The organism is Lysobacter capsici, from assembly GCF_018732085.1.
Taxonomy (GTDB): domain Bacteria; phylum Pseudomonadota; class Gammaproteobacteria; order Xanthomonadales; family Xanthomonadaceae; genus Lysobacter; species Lysobacter capsici_A.
Map to the genome: position 1 here is coordinate 3,064,886 of NZ_CP076103.1, position 13,356 is coordinate 3,078,241.

Annotated in this window: 7 protein-coding genes; 6 read left to right on the forward strand and 1 reads right to left on the reverse strand. The window is 66.0% G+C overall.

Annotated features, from left to right (window positions below; translation table 11 throughout):
* The first annotated feature begins 121 nt into the window (after window positions 1-121).
* The 6 genes from tssH to KME82_RS12970 all read left to right on the forward strand — a co-directional run bounded on the left by tssH (window position 122) and on the right by KME82_RS12970 (window position 11,225).
* Window positions 122-2,893, forward strand: a complete 2,772-nt coding sequence (tssH, locus tag KME82_RS12945) for a type VI secretion system ATPase TssH (protein ID WP_215498877.1) — start codon at window positions 122-124, stop codon at window positions 2,891-2,893.
* Between the two features lie 300 nt (window positions 2,894-3,193).
* On the forward strand, window positions 3,194-6,025 hold the full coding sequence (locus tag KME82_RS12950) for a type VI secretion system Vgr family protein (protein WP_215498878.1): 2,832 nt from the start codon (window positions 3,194-3,196) through the stop codon (window positions 6,023-6,025).
* An 88-nt stretch (window positions 6,026-6,113) separates the two neighbouring features.
* Complete coding sequence (locus tag KME82_RS12955) at window positions 6,114-6,938, forward strand: DUF4123 domain-containing protein (protein WP_215498879.1); 825 nt, start codon at window positions 6,114-6,116, stop codon at window positions 6,936-6,938.
* Entirely contained in the window at window positions 6,931-9,909 is a 2,979-nt protein-coding gene (locus tag KME82_RS12960; protein WP_215498880.1) for a T6SS effector BTH_I2691 family protein, read from the forward strand. The genes KME82_RS12955 and KME82_RS12960 overlap by 8 nt, the downstream gene beginning before the upstream one ends.
* On the forward strand, window positions 9,906-11,006 hold the full coding sequence (locus KME82_RS12965) for a hypothetical protein (protein ID WP_215498881.1): 1,101 nt from the start codon (window positions 9,906-9,908) through the stop codon (window positions 11,004-11,006). The genes KME82_RS12960 and KME82_RS12965 overlap by 4 nt, the downstream gene beginning before the upstream one ends.
* Before the next feature lie 72 nt (window positions 11,007-11,078).
* The gene (locus KME82_RS12970) at window positions 11,079-11,225 is read left to right on the forward strand and encodes a hypothetical protein (RefSeq protein WP_215498882.1); all 147 of its coding nucleotides are present in this window, start codon (window positions 11,079-11,081) and stop codon (window positions 11,223-11,225) included.
* 398 nt (window positions 11,226-11,623) lie between these two features.
* Here KME82_RS12970 and mqo read toward each other — a convergent pair whose 3' ends face one another.
* Complete coding sequence (mqo, locus tag KME82_RS12975) at window positions 11,624-13,309, reverse strand: malate dehydrogenase (quinone) (protein ID WP_215498883.1); 1,686 nt, start codon at window positions 13,307-13,309, stop codon at window positions 11,624-11,626.
* Between the last annotated feature and the right edge of the window lie 47 nt (window positions 13,310-13,356).

Consider the following 13,356-nt stretch of genomic DNA (forward strand, 5'->3'; position numbering starts at 1 on the left):
GCGATCACCGCCTTCAACGGAGCTCATACCGCATGGACCGCCCACCTTTTCCAACGCCCCGCCGCCGCGGCCGCGTAACCCGCGTCGCCCCCGTCCCTCAGCAACCGCGGACCCTCGACGCATGAGCATCAATCTCAAGACCCTGATCAGCAAGCTCGACGACACCTGCCGTCGTTCCGCCGAACGCGCCGCCAACCTGTGCATGGCGCGCGGCAATTACGAGGTCGATCTGGAGCACCTGTTCCTGGCCTTGCTCGAGCATCCGCAGTGCGACGTCGCCTTGATCGCGCAGCGCAGCGGCATCTCGGTGGATTCGCTGCGCCGCGACCTGGAAACCGAGATCGGCCGGTTCAAGACCGGCAACACCCGCACGCCGGTGTTCTCGCCGCACCTGCCGACCTTGTTCGAACACGCCTGGCTGATCGCCTCGCTCGACTCGCAGACCAGCCGCATCCGCAGCGGCCACCTGCTGCTCGCGCTGTTGACCGAGCCGGGGCTGGCGCAACTGGCGATGCGCGGTTCGGCCCAGTTCGTGCGGATCAAGCGCGACGAACTCAAGCACGACTTCGCCAAGCTCACCGCCGGTTCCTCCGAAGCCGGCGACGGCGTGCGTTTCGCCGACGCCGAACATCCGCAAGGCGACGATGCGCAGGGCGACGCCGCCACCGCCGCCGATGCGGCGCAACAGGGCGGGTTATCGAAAACCCCGGCGCTGGATCAGTTCACCACCAACCTCACTCAGCGCGCGCGCGACGGCCATCTCGATCCGGTGGTCGGCCGCGAATCGGAAATCCGCCAGGTCGTCGACATCCTGCTGCGGCGGCGCCAGAACAACCCGATCCTCACCGGCGAGGCCGGCGTCGGCAAGACCGCGGTGGTCGAAGGCCTGGCGCTGCGCATCGCCGACAAGGACGTGCCGCAGGTGCTGCAGGGCGTGGAGCTGCACACCCTCGACATGGGCCTGTTGCAGGCCGGCGCCAGCGTCAAGGGCGAGTTCGAGAACCGCCTGAAGAACGTGATCGACGAGGTCAAGAAGAGCTCGCATCCGATCATCCTGTTCATCGACGAGGCGCACACCATGATCGGCGCCGGCGGCCAGGCCGGGCAGAGCGATGCGGCCAACCTGCTCAAGCCGGCGCTGGCGCGCGGCGAACTGCGCACGATCGCGGCGACCACCTGGGGCGAGTACAAGAAATACTTCGAGAAGGACGCCGCGCTGGCGCGGCGTTTCCAGGTGGTCAAGGTCGAGGAACCCAGCGAGCCGATCGCCGCGGCGATGCTGCGCGGGCTGGTGCCGCTGATGGAGAAGCACTTCAACATCCGCGTGCTCGACGAAGCGATCACCGAGGCGGTGCGCCTGTCGCACCGCTACATCAGCGGACGCCAGTTGCCGGACAAGGCGGTCAGCGTGCTCGATACCGCCTGCGCCAAGGTCGCGCTCGGGCAGAGCGCGACGCCGGCGATCATCGAGGACACGCGCAAGCACATCGATCGCCTGAGCGCCGAACTGGGCGCGCTGCATCGCGAGGCCGCGTCGGGTGCCATGCACGACGAACGCGTGGCCGAGCTCGAGGCCCAACTGGAACAGTCGCGCAAGGTGCTGGCCGACAACGAAGCGCGGCTGTTGCAGGAAACCGAGTTGGCGCAGCGGATTCAGGCCTTGCGCGGCGAGCTCGAAGTCGCGGCCACGACCACGACCGCAGCCGCGGACACCGCCGCTGCCGCAGCGCAAGCGCAGGACGCCAAGCCCGCGGCCAAAGCCGCCAAGGGCAAGGCCAAGGCGGCGACGAAATCCGCCGATCCCAAGCACCAGGAAGTCAACGACCTGGTCGCGCAATTGCGCGCATTGCAAGGCGAAACCCCGATGGTGCCGTTGCAGGTCGACGGCACCGTGGTCGCCGAGATCGTGTCGGCCTGGACCGGCGTGCCGCTGGGCCGGATGATCAAGGACGAGATCCGCACCGTGCGCAACCTCGCGCCGATGCTGGCCGAACGCGTCATGGGTCAGGACCACGCGCTCGAAGCGGTGGCCCAGCGCGTGCGCACCGCCAGCGCCAAGCTCGAAGACCCGAACAAGCCGCGCGGCGTGTTCATGTTCGTCGGCCCGTCCGGCGTGGGCAAGACCGAGACTGCGCTCGCGCTGGCCGACATCCTCTACGGCGGCGAGCGCAAGCTGGTCACCATCAACATGAGCGAGTACCAGGAAGCGCACAGCGTATCCGGGTTGAAGGGCTCGCCGCCGGGCTACGTCGGTTACGGCGAGGGCGGCGTGCTGACCGAGGCGGTGCGGCGCCAGCCCTACAGCGTGGTGCTGCTTGATGAAGTCGAGAAGGCGCATCCGGACGTGCTGGAGATGTTCTTCCAGGTGTTCGACAAGGGCATGATGGACGACGCCGAAGGCCGCGAAATCGACTTCCGCAACACCCTGATCATCCTGACCTCGAACGTGGGGTCCTCGCAGATCATGCAGGCCGCGCTCAACAAGCCGGCCGAGGACATCCCGAAGGCCGACGAACTCGCCGACGCCTTGCGTCCGGTGCTGATGAAGTCGTTCAAGCCGGCGTTCCTCGGCCGCCTGAAAGTGGTGCCGTACTACCCGATCTCCGACGACGTTCTGGCGCAGATCATCGCGCTCAAGCTGCGCCGCATCCGCGACCGGGTCGCGGCCAACCACAAGGCGGTGTTCGAGTGGGACGACAGCCTGGTCGAGGCGATGCTGCAGCGTTGCACCGAAGTCGATTCGGGCGCGCGCAACGTCGATCACATCCTCAACGGCACCTTGCTGCCGGAGATCGCCGAGTCGGTGCTGGCGCGCATGGCCGAGGGCAGCAAGATCGAAAGGATCAAGGTCAGCGCGGCCAAGAACGGTGAGTTCAAGTACAAGATCGCCTGATCGCGGCGGGTCGCCGTGCCGGTCCGCCTGTGCGGTCCGGCGCAAGAGACAGGGAAGGGCGGGGAGGCAGGACCGCGGTCTTGGCCGGTCCGCCATCGCGGGCGGGCCAGCTGCCGCCCGACGGCCAAACCTGCCCCGCCGCGACAGCTGAGACCGGACAAGGCTATGATCGGCCGGTAAAGGAATCGCCGGCCCCGTTCGCGGGGTCGGAGCCAACGTAGGGGACGCTTCCCGAAGGCCACGTCGCCGTTCACGGCCGCGGGCAGAAGCGTCGCCCGGGAGACTGCAGGAGGCAGAGCCATGGACGTCCTCGCCACACTACTCAGCGCGCTCAGCGCGCCCCGCCAGCACGAACGCCTGTTGCGGCTGCATACGTCGCTGGGGCCGGACGTGCTGATCGCCGAATCGCTGGACGGCCGCGAATCGCTGGACGAAGGCGGCTTTCGTTTCGAACTGACCGCGTTGTCGGTCGACGCGCACCTGGACCTGAGCGAGCTGCTCGGCCAGCCGGTGCGGCTGGAGCTGATGACCGCCGACGCGGTCGGCGACCTGCGCTGCTTCCACGGCCACCTGAGCGCGTTCGAGCGCATCGGCAGCAACGGCGGCCTGGCGCGTTACCGGTTGATCGTCGAACCGTGGCTCGCGTTCCTGCGCCAGCGCGTGGACGCGTTCGTGTTCCAGGACATGACCGTGGTCGAGATCGTCGAGTCGCTGTTCGCCGACTATGCCGGCCAGGGCCGCCTGGCGCCGGCGTGGCGCTGGGATCTGGCCGACCCGTCGGTCTACAAGAAGCGCAGCCTGACCTGCCAGTACGAAGAGTCCGACTACGACTTCCTGCATCGCCTGCTCGCCGAGGAAGGCATCCACTACCACGTCGAACACAGCGACCAGGCGCTGGCCGAGGACGGCGCCGAGGCGGACGAATCCAGCCTGGGCATGCACACCCTGGTGCTGGCCGATCACAACGAGGCCTTCGCCGACCTGGGCGCGATCCGTTTCCATCGCAAGGACGCGACCGAACCGGGCGACAGCGTCCAGCACTGGTCGACCGCGCGCCGCTGGCAGACCGCGCGGCTGCAGCGCAGCAGTTGGGATTACCGCAGCCTGGACCTGCGTCCGGCCTCGGCCTTGGGCAGCCATTACGGCGAAGTCGCGCCGGAGGACCAGGACGTCGCCGGTCCCTACGCCTATCCCGATCGCGCCACCGGCGATCGTTACACCCGCCAGCATCTGGAAGCGTTGCAGGTGTCGGCCGACACCGTGCAGGGCGCCGGCAGCTGGCGTCGGCTGCGGCCGGGCGGCCGCTTCGTGCTCACCCAGCATCATGCGTATCCCGACGCCGACAGCGGCCGTTTCACCTGTTTGAGCGTGCGTCATCGCGCCCGCAACAACCTCGGTGCCGACGTGCTGGACCTGGCCGAAAAGCAGCTCGGTCCGGCCACCCTGGCGGTGCCGGTGTTGCCCGACGCGCTCAGCGGCCTGGCCACGCCCTCGCACGAAGGCTTCGCGCCCGATCTGGGCGAGGCCGGCCCGGCGGTCGGCAACGACGCGGTCGATGGCGCAGGTTTCTACCTCAACAGCTTCGACGCCTTGCCCGCCGCGGTGCCGTACCGCAGCCGCACCACCGACGGCCACGGCCTGCGCCTGCATCCCAAGCCGACCGTGCATGGCAGCCAGACCGCGATCGTGGTCAGCGACGGCGCGCCGTTGCAGACCGACCGCGATCACCGGATCAAGGTGCAGTTCCCGTGGCAGCGCGGCGGCGACGCCAGCAATCGCCTGGCGCATCCGTCCGGCGACGACAACGCGCCCGGCCTGGGCCAGGCCTGGACCTGGGTGCGGGTGGCCGGCCCCTGGGCCGGCGACAACTGGGGCGGGGTGATGTTGCCGCGCAAGGGCCAGGAGGTCGTGGTCGCGTTCCTGGAGGGCGATATCGATCGGCCCGTGGTCATCGGCACGGTCTACAACGGCCGCGGCCAGCTCGACGCCGCCCACAACGATGTCGGCGGCGGGGCCGGCGGCGCCACCGGCAATGCCGCCGCCTGGTTCGAAGGCAACGACCACCCGTCGGTGTTCACCGGTTTCAAGACCCAGGCCCTGGCCGACAGCCAGGGCGGCAGCGGCGGCTACCAGCAGCTCAAGCTCGACGACACGCCGGGGCAGGGCCGGGTGCAGGCCAACACCACCCAGCACCTGAGCACCCTGGCCCTGGGCCACCTGAAAGGCGGGGTCGACAACATCCGCGGCCAGGAGCGCGGCTTCGGCGCCGAACTGAGCACCCAGGCCGGCGGCGCGCTGCGCGGCGGCGCGGGCCTGCTGCTGACCACCGAATCGGGCAATCAGCACCTCACCGCGACCTTGGCGCAAGCGCAGCTGAGCCTGAGCGAGCAGCTGATCCAGACCTTGGGCGAGGCCGCCCAGACCCAAAAAGCGATCCTGCCCGACGACCCGAAGGAACTCGCCGCCCAGACCGCGCTGAAGACCACCCAGGACACCATGGCCGCGACCCAGACCGGCAGCGCGCCGGGCGAAGGCATCGGCGGCGGCGACGGCAGCGCGCCGGGCTGGAGCAACCCGCTGCTGCTCGCGAGCAGCCCCAAGGGCATCGTCAGCGTGACCCCGCAAAACCAGGTGTGGGTGTCCGGCACGCAAGCGGTGCTGACCGCCGACCAGGACCTGCAATGGCTCAGCCAGACCGAAAGTGTCGTGGCCGTCGCCGGCGGCATCGCCTTGTTCACCCACGGCGGGCAAGCGCCGGGCGGCAAACCGAACCAGGAGCGCGGCATCGCCTTGCACGCGGCCAAGGGCGCGGTGAGCCTGCGCGCGCACAAGGAGCTTGCGCGCGCCGCGGCCAAGACCAGCGTCAAGATCGCCAGCACTCAAGCCGACGTGCAGATCGCCGCGCCGAGCAAACGCGTGCTGGCGACCGCGGCGGGGGCTTATCTCAAGATCGAAGGCGGCGATATCGAGCTGGGCGCGCCGGGGACGATCGAGTTCAAGAGCAGTCAGCGTAATTTGACCACGCCGGCCTCGGCGAGCACCCAGGCGAGCCTTGCCACGGGCAACTACAAGGGCTGCGCGGAGAAACTGAAACACGCAGCGACAACCGGTGGCGCGCGTGCTGCCAGCTGAGCGCGACAACGGCGCGTCGCAGGCCGACCTGGCCGATCGTATCGATCGGCTGCGCGAGACGCTGTTCCGCTCGGGCAAGACGGTGTACGTGTTCGTCGACCCGCTGTTGCAAGACCCGTTCGACCGCGACGCATTGTCCGTCGGCGGCCAACCGGCCCATGCGGTCGACGTGCCGAACTGGGGTATCGCGCCGAAGGAGTATCCGTACTTCGTGGCGCTGGATTCCTCCCTGGATCGCTTGCTCGATCACAGCTGCGTGTTGGCGTTCGACCAAGCGCTAGGCAACGCCGATGTGCGCAGCCTGTGCGGATGGTTCGCCAGCGATTTGCCGGCCGTCCAGCTCAAGCGGCTGTTCGCCGCGCAGATGCGGCGTACCGCCGGAAGCGGGCCATGGATGTTCCGGTTCTTCGATCCACGAGTGATGCGGCACCTGCCAGCGGTTTTCGCGGGACAGGGCGCGGTCGCGGGCGTGGAGCAATGGTGGTTTGTCGATCATCGCGGCCAGACGCAGGCGGTGCAGGGCATCCATGAGCCCACGGCGGCGATCCCTATCAACGCCGAGCAGCAATTGAAACTCGACCGGATCGGCGTGCTCAACCAGGCCTTTTCGCAGTGGCGCGAGTCGGCCGAACCGCCGCGGGACGCGTTCGCCCGGCTCGACCAAGCGGCCGCCAAGGCGCAGGCCCTTGGATTTTCGATCGAGGACGAAGCCGATTGCGTGGCGTTCATGCTGCATCGATGCCTGGTGCATGCGCGCATCGAGGAACATCCGCACGTTGCCGGCTGGATAGCGGCCATGCGGTCGAAGGAAGCGAACTACGTGGATCTGGCCGCGCAATCGGACGAGCGGCTTTGGGCGGACATCGAGTCCGGACATTGGACGGCAGGCAAGCAAGGAGCACGACATGGCTGACGGTGCAGGCATCGCGACAAAGGCACGGGATAAATCCCAGAACAATCCCGGCGGCGACTGCCCCTACTGCTCGCGTCCGGGATTGCCGATCCTGCCGCTGAGATTCGCCTATCACCCCAACGTCGCCGGGGCGGAGGCCGCCGACAAGAGCGCGAAGGTCAAGCAAGACAACCTGGGCTGGAAAGGCGGCGATTGCGTCGTGCGCGTGATGCAGGACGGTTACGTGTACATGTTCGACGAGCGCAACGGCACCTGGCGTTACTTCGCCGTGACCGCGGACGGCTATTTCCGCGAGTATCCGATCGAACAGGTTCCGCCCGGGCAGGTGACCTTCAGTTGCAGTCGCCAGGGCGACCACGTCAAGGCGTCGGTGATCAACGTCCTGGAGCCGAAGAAGGCGGGCACGGTGTGGCTGGCCTATTCGAGCGTGCTGTGGACCAAGAAGGTCCGCGACAAATACAAGGGCGATGCGGCCCTGCGCGGGTTGCGCATGATGCCGCTGGTCCTGGGCGATGTGCTCGCCCACAAGAAGCCGGAGAACGGCTTCTTTATCGATCCAAGCGGTACGAACATGGGCATATTCGCGGCCGAGTACGCAGGCCTGCATGCGGTCTACGACAAGAGCCTGACTTCGGGATTGAACCGCCAGGCTCACGCGGCCGATCTGGGCAAGTACGTGAACGACGTGATGCCGGGCAAGGGCCTGGCGTTCTGCCTCAGCGACGACGTCGGCATCGCGCAGGAAATGCGTCACTACGCCAACGGCGTCAACACCCTGCTCAACCAGGTCGAGCGCAAGTACGCCCGCGAGATCACCGTCAGCCGCGCCTTCGAACGACTGGAAAAAAGCTACAAGGACGGCGGCAAGGGCGAGGAGTGGACCGAAAAATACGCCGACTGCATCGACACCGCCAAGCTGAGCCAGTTCCGCTCGAAATACGAGGCCGAGAGCAGGAATCTGATCGGTACCCGTGACAAGCATTGCGATGATTATCTCGCCCATGTCCAGAGCGCGCGGTTCAAAGCGATCCGCGACGAAGACTTCGACCGCACCAACGCACCGGCCAGTGTGCAGTTCGTGGACCAGTTCTCCGCGATCTTGTTCGGCGTGGGTCTCAACGACAACGAGCGCGCGTTCGCCGAGAAAAGCCTCAGCAACATCGACAACGACAACGTCTGGTTCCGGGTGCTGGCGGGCAATCAGGAAGCGTTGCTGCAATTCGCGTTCGAGCACAAGACCAAGGACGTCTACGGCAACTTCAAGAAGTTGTATTCCGCGGTCGACAAGTGGGAAAAGATGTATCAGGACGTGGCGAAGGAACTCGGCATCGCCGCCGACGAAGTCACCGCCGCCAACGCGGCGACCACGAAAGCGGCCGGGGCCGATCGGTTCTTCCGCTCGACCTTGAAGATCAAGGAATCGATCAAGAACGTCATGTTCGGCATGCAGGGACTGGGCGCGAAGCTGTCCCAGTCTCAATTCATGCGGGCGGGCGCGATGGCCGGCTGGATCTGGTTCAAGACCGTGCCGATTCCGCTGCTGCAGGAATTGACCGGCGCTCAGTCGGCGCGCTACATGAAAGAAGCGCTGTGGACGATGGAGATGGAGCGCCGTCTGATCCAGACGATCAACGGCGGCGGCGCCAAGAACTGGACGATGAACGTCGCCGACATCGCCGACGAACTCGGCGACGGCGCCAACGTCAAGGTGCGTTTCATCGTCTTCGATTGGGATTTCCACCTGGAGCAGACCAGCAAGGGCGGCGTCAAGATCACCGCGACGGAAACCTTCGAGCAAGGCGTGGCCGAGTTGCGCGTGCGCAAGGTGGTGGCGGATGTGGCCATGACCGCGGTCGAGGACAAGTTCGCCGGTCTGCCTCGCGTCGCCAGCGGCACCAATTTCTGGAAGAGCGCGATCAAGACCGTGCGCGCCGGTCCGGCGTCCGCCGGGTTGGCGGCGTTCGCGGGCTATTTCCAGGTCGTGGCGTTCTTCGACGCGGCGGAGCTGTCCGGAGCGAAAAGCCACATCAAGATGATCGCGGCGGGCATCGGCCTGATGGGCGCCTTCAGCGAATTCGCAGGCGGCTCGCTGAAGATATGGAAGGAAATCTACAACTCCGCCGGCGCCGGCAAGTTGGGAGCGTGGGGGATAAAAAACGCCACGGCGTTTTCCGCCTATGGAGGAATGCTCAGCGGTCTGGCCAGCGTGATCGGAGGTTGCGTCACCGTTTACGACGGCGTCTCGCTCAGAGGCGAGGGCGACATGGACGCGGGCAATTGGACGATCGCCGCCGGCGGTTTCCTGATCATAGGCGGCGTGGCGAGCATCGCCGGCGGCTATGCGAGCCTGGCGGGGGCCGCGCCGTTGCTCGGGTTCGGGCCGGCCGGGTGGGCGGTATTGGCGATCCTGGCGGTGGGTGTGGGCATCTACTGTTTGTTCCAGGCCGAGGAAGACAAGGACGACCCGCTCCAGACCTGGATGAAGAAGTCCTGCCTCGGCAAGAGCCCGAAGACCTACGCGAGCAAGGGCGAGGAAGACAAGCAGTTCGGCGAGTTGTTCAAGCTGCCGATCGAAGTCAAAATGGAATGGCGCAAGGGCCTGGCCGGCGGCAACTTCACCGTCGAGATCATCGCGCCCGCGATGGACAAGGCCTGGCTGGCCTACGATTTGACCGTACAGATGGAAGACGGCAAGGTCTTGAAGGCCAGCGAGAACCGGTCGATCAAAGGCGGTGGACTGCAGTACGTGAACATCCCGCAGTTCCGTCCCTACGAATCGCAAAGCAACGCGCTGTATTCGGCCCCGGCCAATGGGGTGCGCTGGCACCTGATGTACTCGACATTCCAAAACGAACCCGTCAAGGCCTCGGTGCTGCTGAAGTACTGGCCCAACAAAACCGAAAATCCCGACATCGTGCTGCCCGAGGCGGGCGGCAAGAAGTTCGAGATCCTGGCCTCGGATGCCACGTGACGCAAAGCGATAAACCGAACCCCGTCCAGGCGTTGCCCAGCGTGTCCGACAGCGGACAGGTCGAGCTCGACTGGGAACGGTCCTTTCAGGTTCCCAGGCACGGGCCGTTGTACGAACTGCCCAGGCGGGGACCGGTCGCGAAGGGCGAGGGAATCGTCGTGTCGATGGATGCGACGCGGTTGCAGATCCGTCCGCAGGGCGATATGTCCTCCGGGCTCAAGAGCATGTTGTTGTCGCTGGGGTTGCTGACGTCAGGCGTGGCGCTCTGGTTTTCATCCATGCTGTGGAAGGAGTACGAGCGGGGCACCGCCGATCAGGGCTTTGTTGTCATCATGCTGGTCGCGATCGTGGTGTTCGCGGTGATCGCGATCGCTGCTTTGCTCAAAGCCTTCACGGCGTCCCACGTGTTTCCGACCTTGTTCAATCGGATCAGCGGCAAGGTCGTGCAACTTCAGGGCGGCCGACGCATCGAAGCGAACTGGTCGGACCTGGTGCCGCGCGTGGAAATCGCCACCGCGGTCACTACCGGCGGCGCCGTCCAGTACCATCACCTGTATCTGGTCGAGCCGGCGGACGAGGGCAAGATGATCATGGCGAGCGCCGCGAACAACGGCCAGTCCGATTGCCTGGCCTATTACGAATTCCTGCGTCGCTACATGGCGGCCGAATGGACCTCGTTACCGGACACGGTTTGTCTGGAGGGCGCACGCAGACCGCTGCTGCGCGAGTTGAGCGCCAATCTGTGGACCCAGCCGACCAACTACCGGCCGTGGCAGGAGCGTTCCACGCTCGGCAAAGCACTGTCTGCGCTGGCCTTGCTGGCGGTCGCCTTGCTGTGGTGGCCGGTGCTGCTGCTCACGTTGATCGGCTCCCGGATCGGCGCTACGCCTGGATTCTCCGCCGTCGACCTGGGTGGGAATCCGCAATTGACACCCAATGACCCTGAAGCGGCTCTGCCGGTGCGCCCGGCGCCCGCGATGGGCGCGACCGAACAGGGTGTTTACGCAGCCATCGCGGTGCTGTCGACGGCGGCATGGTGCTGGCCCGGTGTCGGCGTGCTGGCGAGAGTCTTCGATCTGGTGCGTCAGTTGCCCTGATCCGTTTGCCGAACTATAGAGAGTGATGCGATGAACGTTCCAAGAAAATCGCCGAAATGGGCTGCGTACGGGATGTTCTTCGGCGCGCTTTGCGCGTTCGCGGCGTCCGCGCTGGTGTTTTCGGGTTATGCGCGAGCAGCGATGGTGCTTGGCCTGGTCGCGATGGGCGTGTATGCGGCCTGCCTGATCGGAATCGTTTCGGCGAAGAAGAAATCCTGAGCTTCGCGGCGCCTTGCGCCAATCATGCTCCAACCGGGCTTCATTCATGACGAAGTCGCGCGGCTGCGCGGGGCGATGGATCGATGCCGTGGCTTCGGCACGTAGTGGCCCAGCAAAGCATCGCAACCGCGCGGCGCAGCATCTGAGTGAAAAAAGGCGGGCCCGGCGCGGATCGTTACCCGCCGGGTGGGTCGATTTCGTATGGCATCAGCTCTCCGGCATTAATCTGTGCCGTCGCGGCCGCCCGCTGCGCGGGCAAGCCTCTGATCTTGCTTTACCGTCCCATGCCTCATCGTCATTTGTTCCTGTTTGCAAGACGCTGAAGCATTAGCGTCCGCGAACGCCCGTATGGCTCGGGAACGCACGCCGGTTGTCGGCAAACCGCATGGAGATCGCTCTCACAGCGCCTGCAACTCGGCATTCTCCTTGGCCTTCGCCTGAGGCGTCGGCTGCTGCGGGGTTGTCTGCGGAACCGTCCCCACAGCCACCGGCACCTCCAGATACGGCAGATGCAGCGTCTGGCTGGTCATCGCGCGAATCTCATTGGTCAGCTGCGGGCTGTCGTTGAGGTGGCGGCCGTAGGACGGAATGATCGTCTGCAACTGCGTACGCCAGCCGGCCGCCATCTGCTCGGGGAAAGCCTTCGCCAGCAGGTCGAGCATGATCGGCGGCGACGTCGACGCGCCCGGCGAGGCGCCGAGCAGGGCGGCGAGGGTGTGGTCCTTGTCGGCGACGATCTCGGTGCCGAACTGCAGCACCGGGCCCTTGACCGGATCGCGCTTGATGATCTGCACGCGCTGGCCGGCGGTCACCAGCGTCCAGTCCTCGCGTTTGGCGTTGGGGTAGTACTTGCGCAGTTCCGCGTGGCGGTCGTCGTCGTTGAGTCGGGCCTGGCTCAGCAGGTACCGGACCAGGTCGAGGTTCTCGCCGCCGACGCTGATCATTTCGCCCAGGTTGTCGTGGGTGACCGAGGAGTACAGGTCGAACCACGAGCCGTACTTGAGGAACTTGGTGCTGAACAGGGCGAACGGCCCGAACAACACCACCGGCTTGCCGTCGAGCTTGCGCGCGTCCAGATGCGGCACCGACATCGGCGGCGAACCGGTTTCGGCCTGGCCATAGGCCTTGACCCCGTGCCGGTCCGCGATCGCCGGCGCCTGGAACGCCAGGAACTGGCCGCCGACCGGGAAGCCGGCGTAATCGCGCGCTTCGGGAATGCCCGACAGCTGCAGCAGCTTCAGCGCCGCGCCGCCGGCGCCGATGAAGACGAAGCGCGACTTGACCGTCGATTCGCCGCCGGACTTGAGGTCCTTGACCGTGACGTTCCAGGTCTTGTCGCCGTTCTGGCGCAGCGCGGTGACTTCGTTGTTCAGGTGCAGCTGGAAGTTCGCGCTGCGCTGCAGCGCCTGCGTCAGTTGGCGGGTAATGACGCCGAAATTGACGTCGGTGCCGATCGGCATGTACGTCGCGGCGACTTTCTGCTTGGGATCGCGGCCTTCCATCAACAACGGCGCCCACTTGCCGATCTGCGCCGGGTCTTCGGAATATTCCATGCCGTAGAACAGCGGGTTCTTGACCAGCGCATCGCGGCGCTTGCGCAGGTAGGCGATGTTCTCGTCGCCCCAGACGAAGCTCATGTGCGGCGTGGCATTGATGAAGTCCGACGGCTGCTGCAGGCGGCCTTCGCGCACCTGATGCGACCAGAACTGGCGCGAGATTTCGAACTGTTCGGCGATATCGACCGCGCGCTTGGTTTCGATGCTGCCGTCGGGCAATTGTGGGGTGTAATTCAATTCGGCGAATCCGGAGTGGCCGGTGCCGGCGTTGTTCCAGCCGTCGGAGCTTTCTTCGGCCACGCCGTCGCGGCGTTCGTACAGCTGGATGTTCCAGCTCGGCTGCAGCTCCTGCAGATAGGTCGCCAAGGTCACGCTCATGATGCCGCCGCCGATCAGGACCACGTCGACCGGTTTTTCGTTGCCGGCCGCGGGCACCGAGCGCTGGTACACCGGCCAATACAGGAACAGGACCGATCCCAGCAACCCGAACACGATCAGGGTGAGGAGGACCTTGCGAAATTTCTTCATGATCGGATGAACTCCGAGACGGGGTGCCGAGGGTGGGGGAGCCGCAT